27 protein-coding genes and 1 tRNA gene are annotated in these 23,875 nt (G+C 56.5%); 15 read left to right on the top strand and 13 right to left on the bottom strand.

The features are described from left to right. Positions 1 to 21: 21 nt before the first annotated feature. Both trmFO and GOV90_RS02725 read right to left on the bottom strand, forming a co-directional pair. Positions 22 to 1,362 carry a methylenetetrahydrofolate--tRNA-(uracil(54)-C(5))-methyltransferase (FADH(2)-oxidizing) TrmFO gene (gene trmFO / locus GOV90_RS02730; RefSeq protein WP_171090118.1) on the bottom strand — a complete coding sequence of 447 codons (1,341 nt, stop codon included), beginning with the start codon at positions 1,360 to 1,362 and terminating at the stop codon, positions 22 to 24. Between the two features lie 255 nt (positions 1,363 to 1,617). Next, entirely contained in the window at positions 1,618 to 2,403 is a 786-nt protein-coding gene (locus GOV90_RS02725) for an enoyl-CoA hydratase (protein WP_171090116.1), read from the bottom strand. 58 nt (positions 2,404 to 2,461) lie between these two features. Here GOV90_RS02725 and GOV90_RS02720 point away from each other — a divergent pair, with 58 nt between their 5' ends. Further along, a complete protein-coding gene (locus GOV90_RS02720) occupies positions 2,462 to 2,905 on the top strand; it encodes a PaaI family thioesterase (protein ID WP_171090113.1) in 444 nt (147 codons plus the stop codon). A 61-nt stretch (positions 2,906 to 2,966) separates the two neighbouring features. On the opposite strand, the gene GOV90_RS02715 is transcribed toward GOV90_RS02720, so the two are convergent. After that, positions 2,967 to 3,194: a DUF1127 domain-containing protein gene (locus GOV90_RS02715; protein WP_171090112.1), complete on the bottom strand. Its 228-nt coding sequence runs from the start codon at positions 3,192 to 3,194 to the stop codon at positions 2,967 to 2,969. Positions 3,195 to 3,293: 99 nt separating this feature from the next. On the opposite strand from GOV90_RS02715, the gene GOV90_RS02710 reads away from it, so the two are divergent. The 3 genes from GOV90_RS02710 (at position 3,294) to rpsI (ending at position 5,810) form a co-directional block, all read left to right on the top strand. After that, positions 3,294 to 4,697 (top strand): PLP-dependent aminotransferase family protein, encoded by a 1,404-nt coding sequence (locus GOV90_RS02710; RefSeq protein ID WP_171090109.1) that lies wholly within the window; start codon positions 3,294 to 3,296, stop codon positions 4,695 to 4,697. A gap of 162 nt (positions 4,698 to 4,859) precedes the next feature. Continuing rightward, the gene (gene rplM, locus GOV90_RS02705; RefSeq protein ID WP_170324880.1) at positions 4,860 to 5,318 is read left to right on the top strand and encodes a 50S ribosomal protein L13; all 459 of its coding nucleotides are present in this window, start codon (positions 4,860 to 4,862) and stop codon (positions 5,316 to 5,318) included. 6 nt (positions 5,319 to 5,324) lie between these two features. Next, on the top strand, positions 5,325 to 5,810 hold the full coding sequence (gene rpsI / locus GOV90_RS02700; RefSeq protein WP_171090107.1) for a 30S ribosomal protein S9: 486 nt from the start codon (positions 5,325 to 5,327) through the stop codon (positions 5,808 to 5,810). A gap of 67 nt (positions 5,811 to 5,877) precedes the next feature. On the opposite strand, the gene GOV90_RS02695 is transcribed toward rpsI, so the two are convergent. From GOV90_RS02695 to GOV90_RS02655, 9 genes are all read right to left on the bottom strand, one after another. Further along, a complete protein-coding gene (locus GOV90_RS02695; protein ID WP_171090105.1) occupies positions 5,878 to 7,038 on the bottom strand; it encodes an ABC transporter substrate-binding protein in 1,161 nt (386 codons plus the stop codon). Positions 7,039 to 7,063: 25 nt separating this feature from the next. Then, the gene (locus GOV90_RS02690; protein WP_171090104.1) at positions 7,064 to 8,950 is read right to left on the bottom strand and encodes a long-chain fatty acid--CoA ligase; all 1,887 of its coding nucleotides are present in this window, start codon (positions 8,948 to 8,950) and stop codon (positions 7,064 to 7,066) included. A 5-nt stretch (positions 8,951 to 8,955) separates the two neighbouring features. Then, positions 8,956 to 9,729 carry an ABC transporter ATP-binding protein gene (locus GOV90_RS02685; RefSeq protein WP_171090102.1) on the bottom strand — a complete coding sequence of 258 codons (774 nt, stop codon included), beginning with the start codon at positions 9,727 to 9,729 and terminating at the stop codon, positions 8,956 to 8,958. Further along, positions 9,726 to 10,490: an ABC transporter ATP-binding protein gene (locus GOV90_RS02680; protein ID WP_171090099.1), complete on the bottom strand. Its 765-nt coding sequence runs from the start codon at positions 10,488 to 10,490 to the stop codon at positions 9,726 to 9,728. Before GOV90_RS02680 ends, GOV90_RS02685 begins: the two co-directional genes overlap by 4 nt. After that, on the bottom strand, positions 10,487 to 11,584 hold the full coding sequence (locus tag GOV90_RS02675; protein WP_171090097.1) for a branched-chain amino acid ABC transporter permease: 1,098 nt from the start codon (positions 11,582 to 11,584) through the stop codon (positions 10,487 to 10,489). Before GOV90_RS02675 ends, GOV90_RS02680 begins: the two co-directional genes overlap by 4 nt. 3 nt (positions 11,585 to 11,587) lie before the next feature. Next, on the bottom strand, positions 11,588 to 12,463 hold the full coding sequence (locus GOV90_RS02670; protein ID WP_171090095.1) for a branched-chain amino acid ABC transporter permease: 876 nt from the start codon (positions 12,461 to 12,463) through the stop codon (positions 11,588 to 11,590). A 73-nt stretch (positions 12,464 to 12,536) separates the two neighbouring features. After that, a complete protein-coding gene (locus GOV90_RS02665; RefSeq protein WP_171090093.1) occupies positions 12,537 to 13,565 on the bottom strand; it encodes an alcohol dehydrogenase catalytic domain-containing protein in 1,029 nt (342 codons plus the stop codon). Between the two features lie 195 nt (positions 13,566 to 13,760). Next, the gene (locus tag GOV90_RS02660; RefSeq protein WP_171090091.1) at positions 13,761 to 14,285 is read right to left on the bottom strand and encodes a hypothetical protein; all 525 of its coding nucleotides are present in this window, start codon (positions 14,283 to 14,285) and stop codon (positions 13,761 to 13,763) included. A gap of 246 nt (positions 14,286 to 14,531) precedes the next feature. After that, positions 14,532 to 14,621: transfer RNA gene (locus tag GOV90_RS02655), tRNA-Ser, on the bottom strand. Between the two features lie 183 nt (positions 14,622 to 14,804). Between GOV90_RS02655 and GOV90_RS02650 the strand changes: the two genes are divergently transcribed. The 9 genes from GOV90_RS02650 to GOV90_RS02610 all read left to right on the top strand — a co-directional run bounded on the left by GOV90_RS02650 (position 14,805) and on the right by GOV90_RS02610 (position 22,193). Continuing rightward, positions 14,805 to 15,587 (top strand): DUF2059 domain-containing protein, encoded by a 783-nt coding sequence (locus tag GOV90_RS02650; protein WP_253284713.1) that lies wholly within the window; start codon positions 14,805 to 14,807, stop codon positions 15,585 to 15,587. Continuing rightward, complete coding sequence (locus tag GOV90_RS02645; protein ID WP_171090088.1) at positions 15,587 to 16,387, top strand: DUF2059 domain-containing protein; 801 nt, start codon at positions 15,587 to 15,589, stop codon at positions 16,385 to 16,387. Before GOV90_RS02650 ends, GOV90_RS02645 begins: the two co-directional genes overlap by 1 nt. 210 nt (positions 16,388 to 16,597) lie before the next feature. Next, entirely contained in the window at positions 16,598 to 17,212 is a 615-nt protein-coding gene (locus GOV90_RS02640; RefSeq protein WP_171090086.1) for a 50S ribosomal protein L21, read from the top strand. Positions 17,213 to 17,223: 11 nt separating this feature from the next. Further along, a complete protein-coding gene (gene rpmA / locus GOV90_RS02635) occupies positions 17,224 to 17,493 on the top strand; it encodes a 50S ribosomal protein L27 (RefSeq protein ID WP_039535512.1) in 270 nt (89 codons plus the stop codon). 95 nt (positions 17,494 to 17,588) lie between these two features. Next, positions 17,589 to 18,197, top strand: a complete 609-nt coding sequence (locus GOV90_RS02630) for a LysE family translocator (protein ID WP_171090083.1) — start codon at positions 17,589 to 17,591, stop codon at positions 18,195 to 18,197. Then, complete coding sequence (locus GOV90_RS02625) at positions 18,194 to 18,730, top strand: GNAT family N-acetyltransferase (RefSeq protein WP_171090081.1); 537 nt, start codon at positions 18,194 to 18,196, stop codon at positions 18,728 to 18,730. Before GOV90_RS02630 ends, GOV90_RS02625 begins: the two co-directional genes overlap by 4 nt. 38 nt (positions 18,731 to 18,768) lie before the next feature. Next, the gene (gene obgE / locus GOV90_RS02620; protein ID WP_171090079.1) at positions 18,769 to 19,803 is read left to right on the top strand and encodes a GTPase ObgE; all 1,035 of its coding nucleotides are present in this window, start codon (positions 18,769 to 18,771) and stop codon (positions 19,801 to 19,803) included. Further along, positions 19,791 to 20,897, top strand: a complete 1,107-nt coding sequence (proB, locus tag GOV90_RS02615) for a glutamate 5-kinase (protein ID WP_171090078.1) — start codon at positions 19,791 to 19,793, stop codon at positions 20,895 to 20,897. Before obgE ends, proB begins: the two co-directional genes overlap by 13 nt. 33 nt (positions 20,898 to 20,930) lie before the next feature. Beyond that, positions 20,931 to 22,193, top strand: a complete 1,263-nt coding sequence (locus GOV90_RS02610) for a glutamate-5-semialdehyde dehydrogenase (protein ID WP_171090076.1) — start codon at positions 20,931 to 20,933, stop codon at positions 22,191 to 22,193. Here the strand turns inward: GOV90_RS02610 and GOV90_RS02605 are convergent. Further along, on the bottom strand, positions 22,190 to 22,786 hold the full coding sequence (locus tag GOV90_RS02605; RefSeq protein WP_171090074.1) for a histidine phosphotransferase family protein: 597 nt from the start codon (positions 22,784 to 22,786) through the stop codon (positions 22,190 to 22,192). The two genes, GOV90_RS02610 and GOV90_RS02605, sit on opposite strands and share 4 nt — an antisense overlap. A 43-nt stretch (positions 22,787 to 22,829) precedes the next feature. On the opposite strand from GOV90_RS02605, the gene GOV90_RS02600 reads away from it, so the two are divergent. Next, entirely contained in the window at positions 22,830 to 23,012 is a 183-nt protein-coding gene (locus GOV90_RS02600; RefSeq protein WP_050602459.1) for a DUF3553 domain-containing protein, read from the top strand. Positions 23,013 to 23,116: 104 nt separating this feature from the next. Beyond that, positions 23,117 to 23,872: a GNAT family N-acetyltransferase gene (locus GOV90_RS02595; protein ID WP_171090072.1), complete on the top strand. Its 756-nt coding sequence runs from the start codon at positions 23,117 to 23,119 to the stop codon at positions 23,870 to 23,872. Positions 23,873 to 23,875 lie beyond the last annotated feature (3 nt).

Genomic DNA, 23,875 nt, shown 5'->3' with positions numbered 1-23,875 from the left:
GAGACAGCATTGTGCGTCCAGTCAGCAGTGGTCCAACCAGGTTTGCCATTCGGCCTTGGCCCTGTCGGTGTAGGCTTTGTACCGGTCCTTGCGGCCGCGCCGTCCGCCTTTCAGACCGTCGACGGGGCGGAACAGACCAAAATTCACATTCATCGGCTGAAACGTCTTAGCTTCGGCCCCGCCGGTTATGTGGTGGATCAAAGCGCCCATTGCGCTGTCCTGCGGGACGTCCGGCAAGTCACGCCCCAGAATCTCAGCCGCAGCTAGACGCCCGGCCAGTAGCCCCATCGCGGCGCTTTCAACATAGCCTTCAACACCGGTGATCTGTCCAGCAAACCGGATGTTGGGCTTGGATTTCAACCGCATCTGCGCGTCAAGCAACGTGGGTGAGTTGATGAATGTGTTGCGGTGAATCCCACCCAGTCGGGCAAAGCTGGCGTTTTCCAGGCCGGGGATCATGCGGAAGACGTCGGTCTGGGCGCCGTATTTCATCTTGGTCTGGAAGCCCACGATATTGAACAGGGTGCCCAATGCGTTGTCGCGGCGCAACTGCACCACGGCATAAGGTTTCACGTCCGGTGCGTGTGGGTTGGTCAGACCAACCGGCTTCATCGGACCATGGCGCAAGGTTTCGCGCCCGCGTTCTGCCATGACCTCGATGGGCAGGCAGCCGTCAAAATAACCAGCGGTTTCCCCTTCATGGAACTCGGTCTTGTCGGCGGAAAGAAGCGCGTCGATAAACGCCTCATACTGGTCGCGGTCCATCGGGCAGTTCAGATAGGCTGTGCGCTCTTCCTCGGTCTCGCCTTTGTCATAGCGCGACTGCATCCAGGCCTTCGACATGTCGATGCTGTCGGCATAGACGATGGGCGCAATGGCATCAAAGAAGGCCAGCGCCTCAGCACCTGTTTCCGAGCGGATCGCTTCACTCAGTGCAGGCGAGGTCAGCGGGCCGGTTGCAAAGATCCATTGGCCGTCATCGGGCAGGGTGGTCACTTCTTCATCCGTGACCGATACACGCGGATGGGCGCGGAGTTTTGCGGTGACGCTTTCGGCAAAAGGATCCCGATCCACTGCCAGCGCCCCACCGGCCGGCAGGCGATGGGCGTCGGCCGTTGTCATGATCAACCCGTTGGCAGCCCGCATTTCCCAATGAAGCAGGCCCACAGCGTTCTGTTCGTCATCATCCGACCGGAATGAGTTCGAGCACACCATTTCAGCCAGGTTTCCGGTCTGATGCGCAAAGGTGCCAACCGTGGGGCGCATCTCGTGAATCACCACATCGACGCCTGCCTCAGCGGCTTGCCATGCGGCCTCGGACCCGGCCATTCCGCCGCCTACAATATGCAAAACTTGTGTCATGCGCTGCCACATAGGGCAGACCACAATCGGGCGCAACTCAGGCGGTGCAAAATTACCAAATTTACAGAAGGGGTCTTGGGGTCGCCGCTGCGGGAATGTCAGCGCTGGTGAGAGAGACCAGCTGGAGGGACCTTCCGCCCACGGCGACCCAAAAGTGTCCTGAGGCCTCAGCCTCGACCCAGCTTTGCCACAGAGTCGCCGTTTTGAAAAGTGCTAAAATCAAAACAGTGGCAAAAAATGTGCAAAATAATTGCCTCATTGGGTCCAATTTGGGGGGCGCTTTTCGATAAAGGCGGAAATGCCTTCTTCTGTGTCCCGGTGCAACATATTCTGCGCCATTACCTCTCCGGTATAGGTGTAGGCCTGACCCAGGGGCATTTGAAGTTGTTGATAAAACGCCTCTTTTCCGATTTTCACGGCAACGCCAAGCTTTGAGGCTACAAGCTCAGCCAATGCATTGGCCTCATGTTCAAGCTGCGATTCCGGGACGACGCGGTTGATCAATCCAAGCTCTGCGGCTTTTTCGGCTGAAATGAACGCACCCGTCGTCAGCATCTCGAAAGCCTGCTTTCTGGGGATGTTGCGGCTGAGCGCCACCATCGGAGTCGAGCAGAACAACCCGATGTTGACCCCGTTCACGCCAAAACGCGTACCCTCGGCTGCAACAGCCATGTCGCAGGTCGCAACTAGCTGGCACCCGGCGGCGGTGGCGATGCCATGGACCTGAGCGATAACGGGTTGAGGAATCGATTGGATCGACATCATCATCCGGGCGCAGCGCGCGAACAAGTCCTGGAAATAGGCTTTGCCACCGTCTTCGGACTGACGTCCGGCTGTCATTTGCTTCAAATCGTGCCCGGCACAGAAAGCTTTCCCAGCGCCTGACAGGATCACTGCTCGGATGGATCTGTCATCGCGCAAAGCGTCAAGTTCATCCTGAAGCGCGGTCAGCATCTCTTCGCTCAGCGCGTTCAAGCGTTCGGGCGCGGTCATTGTAAGCCGTGCCACCGCGCCAGTGTCGTTACGTTCCAGAATTGCCATCTTGCCCTCCGATCCCAAGTTGGGCCAACTCTAGGTCGGGAAGAGCAGGAGGGAAAGTATGGCTTTGGCAATGAACCGGGATGAACTGTCGCAATACCTAAAAGAGGTGTTTCCCCAGGTGCATGAAGATTTCGTTGTCGAAGAATTGGCCGAAGAAAACATTACCATGCGCCTTGTGGTGCAGGATCGGCACCTGCGCCCCGGAGGTACGGTTTCAGGCCCGTCCATGTTCGGTTTGGCCGACGTCAGTGTCTATGCAATGATTTTGGCGCGAGTGGGGCGGCAATCTTTGGCTGTGACGACCAACAGTTCATTGGATTTTCTTCGCAAACCTACAGGTGGCGCCGATCTGATTGCGACATGCCGATTGCTCAAACTGGGTCGAACATTGGCCGTCGGTGATGTGCTGATCTTTTCCGAAGGCATGGACAAGCCGGTTGCGCGGGCGGCAATGACGTATTCCATTCCGCCTGCAGGCTCGGCCGCGGCGCGGTTCGGATAAAAAAGACCGGGGACAGGCCCCGGCCCAGGAAGAGGTCCCAAAAATTGGGACTGGGGATGATTTAGATCTGCCAGAAGTAGCGTTTTACTTCACGGTCCGCCTGCATGCGGGTAAGCCCAACGTCTTTCAGCAACCTGTCATCCAGATTCCCCAAATTGACGCGACTGCGGCGGCGGCGTTCCCATTGAGTGACCGCAGCCGCAAACCGCACGGCCAGCACAGCGATCAGCGGCAGCCGAGGGCTGGCGTTCAGCAGCATAAGGGCGGGGTTGTGCATTGTGCGCGTCATCTCGGAGTTCCTTTCAAATTGTATTGACACAAAGCAGTAATGTTCGGTACAAGGTGTTGATACATTCAATATTGTGTCAAAAGCAAAGGAAGAATTGTAATGGATACAATTTGGCCGGATGTGTTGCCGAAAGCCAAGGGGCCAAAGTATACACTGGTTGCCGACACAATACGAAAGGCAATTGAGAGCAAGGCGTTAGACATTGGAACTAAGCTACCGCCGGTGCGTGAACTGGCGTATCGATTGCAAATCACGCCGGGGACGGTGGCACGGGCCTATACGATTTTGACGGATGAAGGCTTGCTAAAAGCTGAGGTCGGACGTGGTACATTCGTGGCCCCACCGAAATCGCCGATTCTGGATGATGTCTGGTCTCGTCAACTGCATTTGGCCGAAGCACAGAGCGCCAATCACGTCAGCCTGTTCAGTCCAAGGCTGGCGGATATGGGGCAGGTGTCGTTGATACGGGAGTGTTTGCAGAAAGTTGCGCAGTCCGATCCGGCTTTGTTCATGAACTATCCAACCCGCGATGCCTATAAGCCCATGCGCCAGGCGGTGGTCGAGTGGCTGTCGGATTTGCCGTTGGGTCCGCTGACGGATGACGACATCGTTTTGACTCATGGCGGTCAGAACGGATTGTGTCTTGTGTTTCAAAGCATCCTTCAAGGTCCCAAACCGGTCGTTCTGGTCGAAGACCTGTCCTACGCGGGCTTTCGCCGCGCCGGTGAATTGATGCGGGCCGAAGTGGTCGGCATTCGGATGGACAAGTGGGGCATTGATCCCACGGCAATGGAGCATGTTTTGCGTCAAACACCCGCGCAGGCGATTTGCGTTTCGCCCGAGGTGCAGAACCCGACCGCGCTGCACACTCCGCTCGAACGTCGCAAAGAAGTGGTTGAAGTCGCGCGAAAATTCGATGTGCAGATCGTTGAAGATGATTGTTACCGAATGGGTGAGGCTAAAGAGCCCAGCTATCGTGCCTTGGCGCCCGAGCGGGGCTGGCATGTCTCGTCGATCTCAAAAGTGCTGACGCCATCGCTGCGCGTCGGGTTTGCCATTGCTCCGAAAGAGCGAAGTGTGGATCTGAGGCGCTCGGCAGAGTACGGGTATTTTGGGCTGGCGCAGCCGTTGGCAGAGCTCACCCGATTGCTTTTGTCTGATCCCCGTACGCGGCAGATCGCCAAAGATGTGCGTTCTCGAATGGGAGAGTATGTGCGCGTCACGGTGAATGCGTTGGGTGGTTTTGACCTCACGTGGGCACCAGATGTACCCTTTGTCTGGCTGAACCTGCCATCTGGGTGGCGGGCAGCGGCCTTCAGCCGGGCGGCAGAGCGGGAAGGAATACAATTGCGTTCGGCGGACGAATTCGCCCTGCGCGATGGCCGGGCACCAAATGCGGTTCGCATTGCGATGAACGGGCATGTCTCGTTGCAACGGTTCGAGGATGCAATGCTTCGCCTGCGTGCGTTACTGGACAATCCACCCGAGCAAATCAGCGTTTAGATTGGGGTAAAATAATACCTATTTTACAAGATATTGTTTTGCAACGATAAAAACTGATTTGCTGCGCTTGACGTGTGCGCAAGCACCCCATAGAACCCCTCCATCGAATTCGGGCCGCTCTGTCTTGGGGCGGTCTTTCACATCAAACAGGACTATCCTGCCATGAAAACCTTTTCTGCAACACCTGCAGACATCGACAAGAAATGGATCCTGATCGACGCCGAGGGCGTTGTTCTGGGCCGTCTTGCCTCGATCGTCGCCATGCGCCTGCGTGGCAAGCACAAAGCGTCGTTCACCCCGAACATGGACATGGGCGACAATGTCATCGTAATCAACGCTGACAAAATCCAGATGACCGGCAAGAAGCGCGAAGAAAACTTCTACTGGCACACTGGCCACCCGGGCGGCATCAAGTCGCGCACCAAACAGCAGATTCTGGAGGGTGCACACCCCGAGCGCGTTGTGACCCAAGCGGTTAAGCGCATGCTGCCGGGCAACCGTCTGTCGCGTCAGCAAATGACCAATCTGCGCGTTTATGCTGGTGCCGAGCACCCGCACGAAGCCCAGGCCCCCGAAGTTCTGGACGTCAAGTCCATGAACAAGAAAAACACCCGGAGCTAATGACCGATGGCTGATCAGATCAATACTCTCGAAGAGCTGAGCGCCGTCGCAGGCGTTGAAACCGTGGCCGAAGAAGTCATCGTGCGTGAACCCGTACGTGACGAGCTGGGCCGCTCCTACGCCACCGGTAAGCGTAAAGACGCTGTTGCCCGCGTTTGGATCAAGCCGGGTTCTGGTAAGGTCACCGTGAACGGCAAAGACCAGGACAAGTATTTTGCGCGTCCGGTTCTGCAGCTGATCCTGCGCCAGCCGTTCCAGGTTGCTGGTGTGGAAGGTGAATTCGACGTTGTAGCAACCGTAAAAGGCGGTGGCCTGACCGGTCAGGCCGGTGCGGTAAAGCACGGCATCTCGAAAGCGCTGCAGCTGTACGACCCGAACCTGCGTGGCGCTCTGAAAGCCGCAGGCTTCCTGACCCGCGACAGCCGCGTTGTGGAACGTAAGAAATTCGGTAAGCGCAAAGCCCGCCGTTCGTTCCAGTTCTCGAAGCGTTAATCGCCGGGACGATCCAAAAAGAAAGGGCTCGCATCTGCGAGCCCTTTTTCGTTGCGTTTACGGTGTCTTATTCCTCGTAGACCAATTTCCACGCGCCGTTTTCAACAACGTTTACGAACACGGTATCCGCGCCTTGATGATCATCCGGCCCATAGGTGATGTGGTTGCCGACCAGATCGTCCTGATAATCCAGCGACTCCATGGCTGCGATGAAACTGTCATGGGTCAGATCCGGACCTGCAGCCTCCAGCGCTTTGACCATCATCTCGGCGGCGGAATAGCCCAGCATTGCAAACCCAACCGGATCTTCACCCGTGGCGGCCTTGTACTCTTCAATGAACGCGGCGGGGGCGGGTTCATCGGCGCGGGCCCACAGATCCTGCCACGATGCGGCGGCATAGAAGCCATCGGTCACGCCACCGGGAACCTGTGCGACAACAGTCAGGAAGCTAGCCGAAGTGCCCAGGAATTTCATATCCGTCAGGCCCATCTTCTTGGCAGTACCCACCACAGTGATCGCCTGACGAACACCCAGCGCCATCGTGACAATGTCACAGCCTTCTTCCTTGAGTTTGCTGAGCGAGCCCACGAAATCGGTCTCGTCTGGCTTATGCGTGGTCTCGGATCCAAATGCGATCCCGGCCTCTTCAGCCCCGGCTTTGCTGCCTTCCAGTATTTCCTCACCGAAATCGGTGGGCAGGTACATGCTGCAAACGGTTTGCGATCCGAATTCTCCGGCAAGGTATTTCACCCCAATGCGGGCTTGATCATAGTAAGTCGAAAACGAGGTGAACTTGTTGCGCATCGGCTCTTGCAACATCTGCCGCGCGGCTGTCAGGGGGGCAACGTTGGGAATTCCCTTTGGATCCAGCAGTTTGAAGCCCGCCATGTTCATCGGCGTGCCCAGTGATTGCAGCATCGCAAACACTTTGTCCCGGTTCAGCAGTTTGTTGTAGCCCTGCATGGCCCGTGGCATCTGATAGCCATTGTCTTCGACGACATATCGAATTTGTCGCCCATGCACGCCACCGGCTGCATTGACGCGGTCAAACACGACATTAGCGCCTTTGGTGGCCGGAACGCCTACGGCTGCGAATATACCACTCAGATCGTTGACCGATCCGATCACGATTTCTTCGTCGGTTACGCCTTGGGTTTGCGCCAAACCCATAGTCGCCGAGGCGGTCAAGGCCGTGGCGACAGCCAATAGTTTGAATGACTTTCTCATTTCTCTCCTCCCGAAATTCCCTTGTCTAACTGTACATGTCTTCAATCAGATGTCCGTGTTTCTTTTCCACCAAACCCCGTTTCAGCTTCATCGTAGCGGTCAGTTCATCGTCTTCGGCCGTCAAAAGCACGTCGATGAGACGAAAATCCTTGATCTGTTCGACCCGTGCAAATTGGGTATTCACAGCTGCAACTTCGGCGCCGATCAGATCGCGGATCTCGATCGCGGCACAGAGTGAGGCGAAATTCGAAAACGGAATTTTGCGGTCCTGTGCATATTTCTCGACATTCTCCTGATCGATCATGATCAGGGCCGTCAGGTATTTACGCCTGTCACCAATCAGGATCGCGTCAGAAATATAGTGGCTGAACTTCAACTGGCTTTCGATTTCGGCCGGGGTGATGTTCTTACCACCTGCTGTGATGATGATGTCTTTCAGACGACCCGTGATGGTGACAAAGCCATCCTTGTCGAAATGCCCCATATCCCCCGTGCGCAGCCAACCATCGGCAGTGAACGTCTCGGCCGTCTTGGCATTGTTGCGCCAATATCCCTGAAAAATGTTCATGCCTTTCAGCTGGATTTCACCATCTTCTGAGATGCGAATGTCGCAACCTTCGACAGCTTGGCCGATGGTCCCGATCCTGTTGCTTTCAACGGTGTTGAGCGTGGCAAGCCCGGCGGTTTCAGTCATCCCAAAGCCTTCGACCAAAGGCACGCCGATGGCCCAATACCAATTCAGCAGGTCCGTCGAAATCGGTGCGGCTCCGGTGCCGCCACGACGCAGTTTGTCCATGCCCAGCATACGGCGCAGGTTCTTCAGAACCAGTTGATCCCATATCCAGAACTGCACTGCGATACCGATCGGAACGTGTTTCCCTGCCGCCTTGTATTCCGCGCGGCGAGCGCCAGCTTTCAATGCCATCCCAAAGGCCGCGCGCCCCAACGGTGTGGCCTCCTGCGTCAGAATTTGCACATGCGCATAAATCTTTTCCCACACGCGCGGCACAGCCGTGAAGGTGGAGGGCGAGACCTCTTGCAAGTTCGCAAATACGGTTTCCGGGCTTTCCGCGAAATTCACCGTGCATCGGGCTGCCAGTGGGAAATAGACCGACACGTCCCGTTCCAGAATATGACACAGCGGCAGGAAGCAAAGCTGCTCATCACTGGCCAGAACCGGCAAGGCCCGCGCGCCGGATTCAATGGCAGCAAGGATATTCTCGTGGCTCAGCATCGCGCCCTTGGGCTGTCCCGTGGTGCCGGAGGTATAGACAAGCAGCGCCGTATCCTGCGGTTTCGCCAGCGCGATTTCGGCCTCGAACCGCCCGGGATCGGCTGCTTCTACCTCTCGGCCAAGAGCGTAGAGGTCGTTGATCATCATGCAGCGCGGGTGTTTGAGGTCGTGCAGACCTTCGTCTTCCAGAATGATCACCTTGATCAGGTCCGGAACTTCAGCTTCGATTTCCAGAAACTTGTCCAGATGCTCTTCATCTTCGACAATCAGGAATTTGCTGCCGCTGTCATTGATCAGGTATTGCAACTGACTGGCTGAATCGGTGGTGTAAACGCCCGAGGCTATCCCTCCGACGCCCTGAATACCCATGTCGAACCAGGCCCATTCCTTGCGGTCCTCGGAGAGGATCGAGACCACATCGCCCCGTTCCAGCCCCAGTTTCCGTAGCGCCAAACCAATCCATTTGGCGTGTTGCCAGTAATCGGCCCAGGAATAGGATTTCCAGATGCCCAGATCTTTTTCCCGGTGCGCGGTGCGTTCGCCCAGCTCGGCGCAGCGGTGTTGAAACAGCTCACTGATGGTGATGCAGCCGTCCACCCGCAGCGGCCTTTGCCCTGTTGTTGCGTTAAAGCGCACGCCGTTGATTGTGGTCTGCGGGGGCAGGGGGCTGGCATCCATCCGTCTTACCTCCACGTCTTTTTCCGTTTCCAGCGCCGGTTTTCCCGCGCGCCGTCTTCACGCACACCAAGATAGAAGTTCTGGATGTCCTCGGATTTCAACAGAGCCTCGGCGCTACCGTCCATGACGATGCGCCCAACCTCCATCACATAGCCATGATGGGCCAGATCCAGTGCCGCATGAGCGTTCTGTTCGACCAGCATCATAGTCATCTGCTGTTCTTGGTTGAGGCGTCTGAGGATTTCGAAAATCTCTTGCACCAGCATCGGCGACAGGCCCAGTGATGGCTCGTCCAGCAACATGATACGAGGACGGGCCATCAGCCCACGTCCAATCGCCAACATTTGCTGTTGACCGCCTGACAGGGTGCCAGCCTCTTGCCCGCGGCGGTCTTTGAGAACCGGGAAGTAACTGAAGACCAGCTCTCGATCCTGTTCGATCTGGTCTTTGTCCTTGCGGGAATAGGCACCAAGGCTGAGGTTTTCATCAACAGTCAGAAGGGGAAAGACCTCGCGCCCTTCGGGAATATGCACGATCCCGCGTTGCACGACCTTATGTGGTTCTGCCCCCTGAATGTCTTCACCATCAAAGGTAACTTGTCCCTTTTCCGGGTCCATCACACCCGAGACGGTTTTCATCAGCGTCGTTTTTCCCGCGCCATTGGCCCCGAGGATCGACACGATCTGCCCCTCGTGCACATCCAATGACACCCCGCGAATGGCCATGATGGGGCCATAAAAGCTTTCGACATTGCGTATTCTCAGGATCGGCTCAGTCATGAAGCTTTCCCCAGATACGCTTCGATAACGGCCGGGTGAGCCTGCACTTGTGCAGGAGAGCCCAGTGCCAATTCCGCGCCGTCTGCCATCGCCAAAACCCGATCTGACACGCCCGAGACCAGGCCCATGTCATGTTCCACCATCAGCACGGTGATGCCCATCTGACGCCGGATGTCATCGATCCACCACCGCATGTCACTGGTTTCTTCGACTGAAAGGCCCGAGGCGGGTTCGTCCAACAGCAGCAGTTTGGGATCAGTTGCCAGTGCGCGCGCGACCTCAACCACTTTTCGCACGCCATAGGGCAGCCCTGCGATCATCTTGTCGCGATAGGCCTGAAGATCGAGGAAATCGATGATCTCTTCAACCTTCTCGCGGTTTTCGATTTCCTGCCATCGGGCAGACGGAAGGAACAACAGCTCAGACAGCAGATTTGTTTGTCGATGCCGATGCCGCCCAACCAGAAGGTTTTGCAAAACGGTTGCGTGCTCGAACAGTTCAATGTTCTGAAACGTCCGCGCCACGCCAAAAGCAGCAACGCCCGAGGGTTTGACACGCAGCAGATCATGGCCGTCGAACCGGATCGACCCGGCATAGGGCTCGTAGAACCGCGAGATCAGGTTGAATACGGTCGATTTGCCAGCACCGTTGGGGCCGACGATGGCAAAAACCTCGCCCTCCAGCACTTCGAACGAGAGGTTATCAACAGCTGTTAGGCCACCGAACTTCAGGGTAACGTTTTCAAACTCCAACAGGCTCATCTCAGACGCTCCGTCTTAAGATAAGATTTTTGCCGTTTGAACATGTCCTTACGGTAGAAGGGGAACAGCTCGAACCAGGTGCGGATCTTGAGCCAGCGACCATAAAGCCCCATGGGTTCGAACAGGATGAAGGCGATCAAGATCATGCCAAAGATGCCAAATTCAAGGCCCGGAATGGCAACTGTGTTGCCGCCGAACAAAGCTCCGGCATATTCTTTGGAGATTGACAGGAACTGAGGCAGGAACCCGATCACGATCGCGCCCAGAAATGCCCCGTGGATCGAACCCAGTCCGCCAATCACGATCATCATCAGCAACTGGATCGAGATCAGGACACTGAAGGTTTCGTTGTTGAAGGCTCCGGCAAACAGCCCCATCAGCGCTCCGGCCCAGCCCGTTACTGCACAGGACAAGGCAAATGAGATCATCTTGGTCCGCGCAATATCGATGCCCATCGCCTGCGCCGAAACCTCAGAGTCGCGAACTGCGATAAAGCTGCGCCCCAAAGGCGCGCGCAGCAGGTTGATATAGCCCAGCGTCACAAGGACAGCGACAGTCAGAACCAACCAGAAGAACAGATCCGGCGTACCCCAGCGGTCTACCAAATGGCCAAAGATCTCGACCCCGCCGACATACTTGCCTGCGACGCCTCCAGTGATGGGTTCAGACAGAACGATGATGTCATCCATCAGGATCGAAAGGGCCATGGTGAAGATGGCCAGATAGATACCGTGCAGCCGCAGGGCAGGGATGGCGACTGTCACACCTGCAATGCCGGTTAGAATTCCGGCCAGCGGGAAGGCGATCAGAAAAGGAACACCTGCTTCGATCAGGGCGACGTTGGCATAGCAGCCAAAAGCCAGAAAAGCGGCATGTCCCAGACTGACCTGCCCGGTATGCCCGGTCAGGATCATCAGGCCCAGCCCTGCTATGGCCCAGATCAGAACGTTTGTCAGCTCGCCCAGATAGAACGCGTCCAGCCACCATGGGGCCGCTGCAACGACGGCCAGAAGGATCAGGTAAAGACACAGTTGATACCGGTCTTTCCAAGGTCGGATATCCTGCATGTAGTTGGTTTTGAATACAATCCGCATGACTCAGACCTTTTTGACCCGAACCTGACTGAACAGCCCGTTGGGCCGGAAAATCAGCACGGCCAGCAGTAAAGCATAGGGGGCAACCTGGCTGTAACCCGCGGCAATATAGCGGCTGGCAAAGGGTTCAATCACGCCGACGATCAGCCCTCCGGCCAATGCGCCCGGCAGACTGCCAAAGCCGCCAATGACCGCTGCTGCAAAGGCCTTGATGCCCAGCAAGCCTGTGGTTGGATCCACCGCGCCCTTGGCGGCAAACAGGATACCGGCGATCCCGGCAACGACCCCGGCCAGTGCCCAGATAAAGCCCTGAACGCGTTTGACAGGAATGCCCATGTAGTAGGCCGCCAATTGGTTTTGCGACGCGCCCTGCATCGCAAGGCCCAGTTTTGTGCGGCTGAAAAAGACATAAAGCGCCCCGGTCAGAAGGATCGTGACAACAATTACCGCCACATCCTCCATCCCCAGTACCAGACCGCCAAAACGGACCTCTTTACCGGCAAGCGGGTTTTGCAGCGTTTGCGGTTCATGCCCCCAGATCAACCCCGCAACAAATCGGATCACGAACCCCAAAGCGATGGTCAGGATGACGACGGCGGTCTGGCTTTCACCGAACAGCCGCCGAATAATCAGCCGATCCAGCAGATAGCCTAAGGCACCCATAATCCCCAGTGAGATCGGCAGGGCCATCCAGAAGGGCAGGCCCATATACTCGGTATTTGTCAGGCCGATAGTCACAAAGGCGCCCAGCATCATGAAATCGCCCTGCGCGAAATTCACCGCTTCGGTCGCCTTGTAAATCAGAACAAAGCCAAGTGCGATCAGGCCATAGACGCAGCCATTCGCCAGTCCGCTGATCAGCAGCTGTGCGTTATCCAAACTGTCCTCCCTCTAACGAGCAACAGGTGCCGTCAGCCTCACGCAAGTCTTCGGGTTGCGTGGGGTTCTTCTACTATGGCGTGATTATCACCTTTCCGTCACTCTTTTTCAGCGCATTGGCTAAATTTGGCACCAGATCTCTGAGTGTAAGGTGTTCAGAAACATCTGTTTTCCAGCGCCCGTCTGCAAAACGCGCCTGAACCTCGGCCACCACCCGCATCTGATCCGCTGTTGGCGTCGACATCATCCATTGCGTCAGCCAAAAACCTTCGATCCGCTTGCCCATAAAGATCAACTGGCCGGTTTGAGTGAGCGTCGGCGCTTCGGTCGAAAGCTTGCCATAGGTGATCCAGCGTGCACGGTTGGGCATGGCGCAGAACAATTGTTCCGACAGTTGGTCAGTCACGGCGTCAAGAAATACGCGTGGCTTCATGGATGTGCTCAGTCCGGCAAATTGCTCAACAACATCTGAATCTGTCGTCACCAGGACTTCGGCGGCGCCAAGGCTCTTCAACGTTTCAACAGTCTCAGCGCGCCGCACGAGCGCTATGGGTTTCAGCCCGAGATCGCGGCCAAGGCTGCACATGAGCTTTCCGAGCTGGCTGGTTGCAGCAGACACGACAAACGCGTCGCCGTCGACCTTGGCCATGTCCACCATCGCCATCGCGGTCAGCGGATTGACAATTTGCGCGGCCCCGTCGTCGTCTGAAATATCCGGCCTCAGGGGGATACACATCTGCATCTGAGTGACGACATATTCAGCCCACGCACCGGACCCAGCAGCGACAAATGCAACGCGCTGACCTTGCAGGGCTTCGGCACCTTTGCCGGTGGCCACAACATCACCACATCCTTCGAAACCGGCTGGGGATCCCTTTACTCGGGGTTGGCCATACTCACCCTTGATGAAGTGCAGGTCGGATGGATTGACGGATGCGGTGCGCAGTTTGATCAAAACCTGACCCGGACCAGGCTGTGGTACAGGTACTTCTGCGGGTTCAAGCCATTCGGCTGCATCCGCGATCACCGGTCCGCTGGATGTGCCGGAATATCCGTCATGCTTCAAAATGGTGGCAAACATGGTGTGCGGCAAATCTGTCATTTGGTCATCCTTGACTAAACTGGAGTGACACGCGCCGTATCGAAACAAATGTTCAAGAAGGCATGGCGCGGGTAGGGTGTCAGAATGAGCCAATCAAAAGCCGCTTAGGGCGTCAATTCAATGCCGAAATAACGTGGGGGCATCCAAGATGCCCCCGAAGAGTGGGACTTACCCAAACGGGCAGCCCCATTTATTTTATTGTTGGGTCAGCAGGTTGGTCAGTTCCTGAATTTTCTGAGCGATGGTTTCAGGCGATGCTTTGATGTCATTCACGATCTTGATCGCTTGCTCTTTCAGGTCCGCTGCCAATGTGCTTTCTTCTAGCGATGTCATGATGCCGTCATAGTCGAAATTGGCAGGGTTCAACTTGCCTTCCGCGATCCAGGAGTTCAGCAGCTCTTGCCCTTGTCCAGTCAGAGCAGCGACCTGATCGCTTGCTTGTTGCGCGGCTTCTGATGCCTGATCGGCAACAGAAGATGCCGCCTCGGATGCCTGTTCAGTCAATGATGAAGCCGCTTCCGAGGCTTGTTCTGTGGCGGCGTCAACCGCGTCGGAGGCGGCGTCTTGTGCCGCAGTGGCAGCATCGGCCAATGCGTCACTGGCGTCTTCGGCTGCTGACTGCAAACGTTCAGCCGGAGTTGGTTCCGGTTGGTTTAGGTAATAATATCCGCCAACGCCGATTGCGGCGAGGACTATGATCAAAATTAAAGTACGCGACATGTGAATCTCCTTTGGAATTTGTGTCGCTGGGATGATCCAAAACTAACGCAAAGACAAAGGGGAAATCTTGTGAAGTCTCGGCAAAACAGAGGTTTGAGCCGGGCTGTGCTGATCGGGCGTATCGAACCCGGCAAGATCACGCTGCTTTCGGGACATACCCTTCAAGACTGCGCAGCGATCCGCCATTGATGTCGCGCGACAGGGCAAGTATTCGCTGCGCCCGGTTAATATAGCCAATTTGAAAAATGGCGGAGAGACAGGGATTCGAACCCTGGGTGGGCTTGCACCCACAACGGTTTTCGAGACCGCCCCGTTCGACCACTCCGGCACCTCTCCGCGGGGGTCTGTGAGGGGGGGATTTAGTGAGGAACGGGCGGGGGTGCAAGCAGAAAATTCCAGAATTTGACAAAGCCGGGTTTTTCCATTGCCAGCGGACGGAAAACACCTACTCTGAATACTATGACACAGCCTGCACACCGCTTTGCTTTTCTGTTTTTGGCGCCGCTATTGGCGTTTATTATGGCTGCTGCTCCTTTGTTTGCGGCCAACCGGGATCGGATCGAGGCGTTTCTGACCACAACCGGATTTGATGTTGCGCTGGAAAGCATCGCGTTGAGTTCTCGGTCTGCACCGCAAATGCTTGGCATTGATCCGGACGGGTTCGGCTCGGACTGGGCGCGCCTGACGGATGAGGTGTTTGACGTCGAGGCCATGCACAAGACGGCCGTTTCCATCTTGGAAGAGACGCTGCGCGATGAGGCTTTGACACATGCGGTTGAATTCTATGCCTCCGATCTAGGGCAGCGTCTGGTTGAGGTCGAGAACGCCTCGCACATGAAAGAAGACAACGAGGCCAAGCAACTGGAAGGCCAGCAGATCATCTCAGATCTGATCAAAGAAGGATCACAGCGGGTCGAAAGCTTCAAGCGAATGGGTGCGGCCATCGATTCGACCGATACAGCGCTTCGAGCATGGCAGGAGATACAGTTTCGCTTCCTGCTGGCGGCCAGCGCTTCCGGCGTAATCGAATTGCAAATGGATGCAGAAGATTTGCGAGAGCTTTTGAAAAGAAACGAGCCCGCTCTGCGTCAATCGCTTCAATTGTCCAGCCTTGCAGGCGCGGCTTACACGTACAAGGATTTCTCGGACGAGGACGTGAACGCCTATGTCGATGCGTTGGAACAGCCTTTGATGCAGGAAGTTTATGAACTTCTGAACGTTATACAATTCGAAATCATGGCCCGACGGTTCGAGGTTCTTGCCTCGCGGATGGCAGAATTGCATCCCGCACAGGATATTTGATGCAGCGGTTCGCTCAGGTTCTGGTCCTTGTACTTTTGGCGTCGCCCGCGTTGGCGAACGAAAAGATAGACCGGTTGGCTCAGGCCATGCACCTGCCCGACGTGATGGAGATTTTGGTACAGGAAGGGCAAGAACACCGGAAAAACCTTGATGAAACCATGCTGAGCAACACCGGAGGGGCGCTTTTCGCAGCTCAGGTGAATGACATCTATGATCCCATGTGGATGCAAGATCACCTGACTGAAGCGTTCGAGGCAGGTATGTCGGATGCGCAGCTTGATCAGGCCATTGTGTTTTTTGAGAGTGATCTGGGCCAAACAATCGTAACACTTGAAAACTCGGCCCGTCAGGCGATGTCGGATCCGACAATCGAAGATATGGCGCGCGACGCGTTTGAAGAAACCGCACGCACAACAACGCGGTTTGCTTTGGTTGAGGAATACATCAAAGCGAACAATCTGGTTGAGAAGAACGTTCAGGGGTCTTTGACGTCAGATTATAACTTCTTTCGCGGTCTGGATGTGGATTCAAGAGCAGACACTCAGGACTTACTGGCAGAGCTTTTGTCGCAGAAGGACAGCAGGACAGCAGACACCGAAGCGTGGCTTTATGCCTTTCTACTGCTGGCATATCGCCCGTTGGACGAGGCGCAAATGCGAGAGAATATAGCTTTTTCCAGAACGGAGACCGGACAAGCGCTGAACGACGCGTTGTTTGATGGGTTTGATCGTATGTTTAACGATATTTCCTATCAGTTGGGACAAGCGGTTGCCCGTGCTCTCAGGGCGTCTGACCTTTGAGGCTTGTTTGGTGTTGACTTTCTTCTGCAATCTATGGATAAGCGCGCATCCCGGCCGGTCATCCGCGCCGGGTCTCGTTATTATTTGACCCTTAGATATACATCGAAAGGGTCTGTCACACAGCCCGAAAAGGGCGCGCTGTTCGAGGTGGCTTAAGCCAGAAACGCCCGAAAGGGGACCACAGAACGCGGGTATGAAAAGGAAAGACGCATGTTTGCGGTCCTCAAGACTGGCGGCAAGCAGTACAAGGTTCAGGCGGGCGATATCCTCCGCGTTGAAAAACTGGCTGCCGACGCAGGTGAAAAAGTTCAATTCAACGATGTTCTGATGCTGGGCGGTGACGCTCCGGTTGTTGGTGCACCTTTCGTTGAAGGCGCAGGCGTACAGGCCGAAGTGATCGAACAGATCAAAGGTGACAAGGTCATCAAGTTCGTCAAGCGCCGTCGTAAGCACAGCTCGAAGCGTACCGTTGGCCACCGTCAGAAGCTGACACTGGTCAAGATCACCGACATCCTGTCGTCGGGCGCTGACAAGTCGGGCATCAAAGCTGCAACCGGATCAGCTCCGGCTGGCGACGCGGCACCTGCTGCAAAGCCTGCCAAGAAAGTTGAAGCCAAAGCAGAGGCACCTGCCGCTGCTGCTGCCGCGGACGATCTGACCAAGCTGAACGGTGTCGGCCCTGCCGCAGCCAAAAAGCTGGTTGAAGCCGGTATCGAGAGCTTTGCCGCTCTGGCCGCCTTGTCGGACGAGCAGATTGCTGCTATCGACACCATCAAAGTGAAACCCGAATGGGTTGAGCAAGCCAAAGAGCTGGCTCAGGGCTAAGGAGAGAGAGAATGGCACATAAAAAAGCTGGCGGTTCCTCCCGTAACGGTCGCGACTCAGCTGGTCGCCGCCTTGGCGTGAAACTGTATGGTGGCCAGGCAGCCATCGCAGGCAACATCATCGTACGTCAGCGCGGCACCAAGTTCTGGCCGGGCGAAGGCGTAGGCATGGGCAAAGATCACACCATCTTTGCAACCACCGATGGCGCCGTGAAGTTCCACAAGGGACTCAAAAACCGCACCTTCATTTCGGTCCTGCCAGTGGCGGAGGCCGCAGAGTAAGCCGAGACCCAGAAGGTTAATAAAAAATTCATGGGGGACCGGCAGAAAATGCCGGTCCCTTTTTCGTTTTAACACAGTCGTGATCCAAAGAGCCGATGACCGTTGCAACCACCAGCTTCCTGATCTTTGCCGCCTCGCAGGTTGGCACGCCGGGACCGGCCAATATGGTCCTGCTGGGAACAGGTGCGCGCTATGGTTTCCGGGCGGCCCTGCCGTTTGTTGCCGGTGTTGTTCTGGGCAAGCAGTTGATTATCTGGCCGGTGGGTTTTGGCCTCATGCAAATTGCGGAACAAGCGCCATTTGTGTTTTCTGCACTGAAATACGCCTCTGCTGGTTATGTGTGCTGGCTGGCTTGGAAGATTGCCAATCTTCGATTGTCGCGGGATGGGGCAGGTGGTTCGGTACCGGGGTTCTGGGCCGGACTGATCGTGCATCCGCTGAATCCCAAAGCCTGGGCCATGATCATTGCCGGGTTTACCGGTTTCGTCGCGGCTGGCACGTCCAGTTTGGACGCAACGTTCACGATCGCTCTTTGTTTGTTCATCTGCCAGGTTGTTTTGCACCCGATCTGGACCTTCGCAGGCGATAGAATTGCCCATGCGGTTGAAGGTCGCCCTGCGGAAAAATATCTAATGTGGACGTTGGCCGGGCTTACGGTTGCGTCCGTCCTTTTTGTGTTGTTCGGAGGAGGAACACACCAATGAAGCTTGAAGCAATAATAAATCAGCCGGTCATAGAAACCGAGCGGTTCGATCTGCGCCCGCTGCGCCGTTCGGACATGGGACTGATCGAGCACTACGCGGGGGATGAGCGCGTGGCACGCATGACCACAAGCATCGCGCATCCGCTGGCGCCCGGCTCGACCGAGGCTTTTGTCACCCGTTCGATGGCAGAAGACCGGGACGAAGATGTCTGGGTGATGGATGCAATCAAGGACGGTGGCCCGGAACTGATCGGCCTGATCACACTGAAACGACTGGATCGGAATCAGTCCGAGGTCGGATATTGGGTTGCGCCTATTTATTGGAACACAGGCATTGCGTCTTTGGCCGTTGAAGCATTGGTCAATGCCAACCCTCTGCAGAACGCGACCATGTTTGCCAGTGTGTTTCAGGATAACCCCGCCTCGGCGCGGGTGCTTACCCATTGCGGGTTCCAGTATCTGGGTGACGCGGAAAGCTATTCGGTGGCGCGTGATGCGAATGTGCCCACCTGGACATACAGTAAAAAACTCTGACTTGTGGCCGATGGGGCCTTTGCAGTAGGGGACAGACCATGAAATTTCTCGATCTTGCAAAGGTCTACATCCGGTCCGGGGCCGGCGGTAGCGGCTGCGTCAGCTTCCGACGCGAAAAATACATCGAATACGGCGGTCCCGATGGCGGGGACGGCGGCAAAGGCGGGTCTGTGTGGGCCGAAGTTGTGGACGGGTTGAACACCCTGATCGACTTTCGCTATCAGCAGCATTTCTTTGCCAAGAACGGCCAGCCGGGCCGGGGCCAGCAGCGTACCGGTAAGGACGGCGACGATATCGTTCTGCGCGTACCTGTGGGTACTGAAATTCTGGATGAAGACGAAGAAACCGTTATCTGTGATCTGACTGAGGTTGGACAGCGCGTGCTGTTGGCCAAGGGCGGCAATGGCGGGTTTGGAAACTTGCACTTCAAGTCCGCTACCAATCAGGCACCGCGCCGGGCCAATCCGGGGCAGGCGGGGATCGACCGTACCATCTGGCTGCGGCTTAAGCTGATTGCGGATGTGGGATTGCTGGGTATGCCTAATGCGGGCAAGTCTACTTTTCTGGCAGCCACATCAAACGCACGCCCTAAGATTGCGGATTATCCCTTCACAACGTTGCACCCAAATCTGGGCGTCGTGGGGGTCGACAACGTTGAATTCGTAGTTGCGGATATTCCCGGCCTGATCGAAGGCGCGCATGAAGGACGCGGCATCGGGGACCGGTTCCTTGGCCATGTTGAACGCTGCGCCGTGCTGTTGCATCTGGTTGATGGCACCTCTGAGTCAGTTGCCGAAGATTACCGGACAATTATTCACGAGCTTGAAGCCTATGGCGGTGAGCTGGCTGAAAAACCTCGGATCACCGTTCTGAACAAGGTCGACGCACTGGATGACGAAGAGCGGGAATTGACCAAAGCTGAACTGGAGGAAGCCGTGGGTGGCCCCGTCATGACCATGTCGGGTGTGGCCCATCTGGGCGTGACCGAGGTTCTGCGCGCGTTGCGGGCGCAGATCGACGACAATCGCGTGCGCCATAAACCCGCTGAGGAGGCGCAGCCTTGGCAGCCCTGACCTCTGCCCGCCGTCTGGTGGTGAAAATCGGATCCGCTTTGCTGGTGGATCGCGACACCGGTTTGCTTCGGTCGGACTGGTTGACCTCGTTGGCGCAGGATGTGGCCTGGCTTAAGGGGCAGGGGACAGATGTCATTTTGGTCTCTTCCGGGTCAATCGCGTTGGGCCGCGGTGTATTGCGGTTGCCGATGGCTGCATTGCCTTTGGAGAAATCACAAGCCGCCGCCGCAGTGGGTCAGATTCGTCTGGCGCGGGCCTATGAAGAAGCTTTGACCCCGCACCAGATAACGACGGCGCAGGTGCTGGTGACGCTTGAGGACAGCGAGGATCGCCGCCGTTATTTGAACTCACGGGCCACGCTGGAAACTTTGTTGGGTCTTGGGGTTGTTCCGATCGTGAACGAAAACGATACGGTTGCCACGGACGAGATCCGATATGGTGACAATGATCGTCTGGCCGCGCAGATTGCTGTAACGGTCGGGGCCGATCAACTGATCCTGCTGTCCGATGTGGATGGGTTCTATTCCGGTAATCCGAACGAGGACGCCACAGCCACTCGGTTCGAAACCATTGATCGGATCACACCCGAGATCGAGGCCATGGCGGGTGATGCAGGCTCGGGCCTGTCCAAAGGCGGGATGAAGACAAAACTGCTGGCCGCCAAGATGGCCACGGCTGGCGGCTGCGCGATGGCGATTACTGAAGGTTCGGTGCTGAACCCTCTGAAATCGTTGGAAAACGACGCGAATTCAACGTGGTTTACGGCCACGCTGGACCCGCACGCCGCCCGCAAACGTTGGATCTCTGCGATGAAACCACGCGGAGAGATCACCGTGGATGACGGGGCCGCCAATGCTCTGGCCAATGGCAAAAGCCTGCTACCTGCGGGTATAGTCGAGGTGACTGGCGATTTCGGGCGCGGCGATCCTGTCGCTGTTCTTGACGCCAAAGCACGGCGACTGGCTCAGGGCATCAGCCGATACACCGCGCAAGAGGCGGACGCGATCAAAGGGCGCAAGTCTTCTGAAATTGAGGCAACGTTGGGCTACCCTGGCCGCGCAGCCTTGATCCACCGGGATGATCTGGCCCTGTAAGCACTGTAAAAGACGACCTGAAAGGCACGCGATATGAAAGATTTCGACAGCATTCCCGCTCTGATGGCCGATCTTGGGAAACGCGCCAAAGAGGCCTCGCGTGATCTGGCGTTTGCAAGCGCTGAGCGCAAACACGCTGCATTGATTGCCGCTGCGGATGCGGTTTGGGCCAATCGTGAACAGATCATCGAAGCGAACCAAAAAGACCTGGAGTTTGGCCGTGAAAAGGGCCTGAGCCCGGCGATGATGGATCGGCTGATGCTGGATGAGACCCGCATTCAGGGCATGGTCGACGGGCTGCGCACCGTGGCCGATCAGGCAGACCCGGTGGGTGAGGTTCTGGCCGAATGGGAGCGCCCCACTGGATTGAAGATTCAGCGGGTCCGTACGCCTTTGGGCGTCATTGGCGTGATCTATGAAAGCCGGCCCAACGTGACCGCTGATGCCGGTGCGCTGTGTCTGAAGTCCGGCAACGCCGTCATCTTGCGCGGTGGGTCCGAGAGTTTTCATTCTTCAGCTGCAATTCATGAATGCCTGGTCGAAGGTTTGAAAGCGGCCAACCTGCCCGAGGATGCAATTCAATTGGTACCCACACGAGATCGCGCAGCAGTGCAGGAATTGCTGACGCTGACCGATTATGTCGACGTCATCGTTCCGCGCGGTGGCAAGGGGCTGGTGGGTCTGGTGCAGCGCGAGGCCCGTGTCCCTGTGTTTGCTCATCTGGAAGGCATTGTTCATATTTACATCGACAAAGCTGCTGATCCGCAAAAGACGCTCGATGTCGTGCTTAACGCAAAGACCCGTCGCACCGGCATCTGCGGGGCCGTCGAATGTTTGCTGATCCATCAGGATGTCGTTGAAACACTGGGGCGTAGTGTGATCGAGGCCCTGCTGGCCGCAGGTGTCGAGGTTCACGCCGAAGGTGCTTTGGCAGTCGAAGGTGCACAGGCCGCAACGTCAGAGGATTGGGGAAAGGAATTCCTTGATAGTGTGATTGCTGCGAAACCCGTTGAGGATACTGACGCGGCGATTGCCCATATCCGGAAATTCGGGTCCAACCACACCGATTGCATCATGACCGAAGACGATGCGGCGGCAGACCGATTCTTTGAACGTCTCGACAGTGCTATCCTGATGCACAATGCCTCCACCCAGTTTGCAGATGGCGGTGAGTTCGGTATGGGCGCGGAAATTGGGATCGCCACAGGCAAGATGCACGCGCGCGGCCCGGTGGGTGCGGCGCAACTGACCAGTTTCAAGTATCTGGTTCGTGGGGACGGAACGACCCGGGCTTAAAACCTAAGCGAAACGCGTGTTGCGGTGGTTTCTGCCGCGACTCGCCGTCCAATCGCCTTGGCTGTTTCCGGCAACAAGGCAAACTGTACCTGCGCGGGCGTCAGTTTGTTCGGGAAACGTCCTGTGACCACGTGTTTCCACAAGTCGCTATCCACATTCAGCTTGTCGGCGGAACCGGTCACAATCCAGTTCGCGCCTTGACTTGTGACGTCGACGGTGCCCCCCAGAGGCATAGCGCTTTCGCAGCACATCAATGCCAAAAAGGCCAGTTTGACCTGATTGCGCGGCACGGGCTCGGTCAGGTTCCAGTTTACCCGCACACGCCCAGCACGTTCGACGTCATTCAGCAGTTCGGTGATTTCGGCCCGCCCGAGCGGTTGGTCGCTGGCCGAACCAAAGGCCACGCGGAAAAAGCGAATACGCGCGCCCGCACTGCCAACACTGCCCGAGATCAGCTCCATCTCGGGGCCTTGAACAGCGCCAAGCATATCCAACAGCTCAAGCCCGTTGGTGATGGCCCCAATCGGGCTGATCAGATCATGGCAGATCCTAGAGCCGATCAAGTCGGCCAGGTTGACGTCCGAAGCGCCCATGCGTACCTCCTGCTGTATCTGCCGCCGGATTCAGGAGCCCCGCATGACAGACATGAATGCCATTCTTGCACCGGGCATGTTTGTCCGCCACCCGGATTTTCCCGAATGGGGCGTTGGACAGGTTCAATCCAACATCGCAGGCAAGATCACCGTGAACTTTCGCGAGCAGGGGAAAGTGGTAATCGACGGAACGCGCATCGCCCTGATGCCGGTCTTTGATCCGTGAAACTGGTTTAGGAAAGGTTAACAACTCTGACCAAACCGCCAGTTGTTGCCTTTGATTGGCCAACTGCGGTATCAGCGGCGAAAAGAAAAACGGACGCATCTATTATGCCGGATACAGGCCCATCCTTTACCGTCAAGCTGGCCGAAACCGAGTCAGAGCTGCAGGCTGCGCAACGTCTGCGTTATGACGTCTTTGTGCGCGAACTCGGTGGTGGTGGCGATTTGGTGGATCATGAGGCGGGGTTAGAGAGAGACCGGTTTGACCCCTATTTTGATCACATGTTGGCCTATGACGACGGCGCTGGCGAAATCATTGGCGTTTACAGGATGTTACCGGGTGAACGTGCAGCAGAGGTGGGCCAATTCTATTCAGAAGATGAATATGATCTGACGGTTTTGAAAAACAGTGGCCGCAAGTTGCTGGAACTGGGCCGATCCTGTGTGCATCCCGACTATCGTGGTGGCACCGCCATGTATCATCTTTGGAACGGGCTGGCGGCCTATGTCACGGAACGTGAGATCGAAGTGCTGTTCGGGGTCGCAAGCTTTCACGGCACGGACGTCACAACGCTGGCACAACCTTTGTCCATGTTGCATCACAACCATCTGGCCCCGCCCGAATTGCGGGTGCGCGCGCAGCCTGACGTTTTTCAATCCATGGATCTGGTCGCTAAGGACGCGTTGGACAGGCGGGCGGCCATGGTTCAGGTGCCTGCTTTGATCAAAGCTTACCTGAGACTTGGCGGTTTTGTGGGTGAAGGCGCCTTTATCGATCATAAGTTCAACACCACCGATGTGTGCCTGATCCTCGACACTGCGCGTATGAACGACCGACAGCGCCGTATCTACAGCGGGGCCTGACAT

The organism is Ruegeria sp. HKCCA5929 (assembly GCF_013034525.1).
In the GTDB taxonomy this organism is placed as follows: domain Bacteria; phylum Pseudomonadota; class Alphaproteobacteria; order Rhodobacterales; family Rhodobacteraceae; genus Ruegeria.
This window is presented reverse-complemented; position numbering and strand designations above follow the sequence as displayed.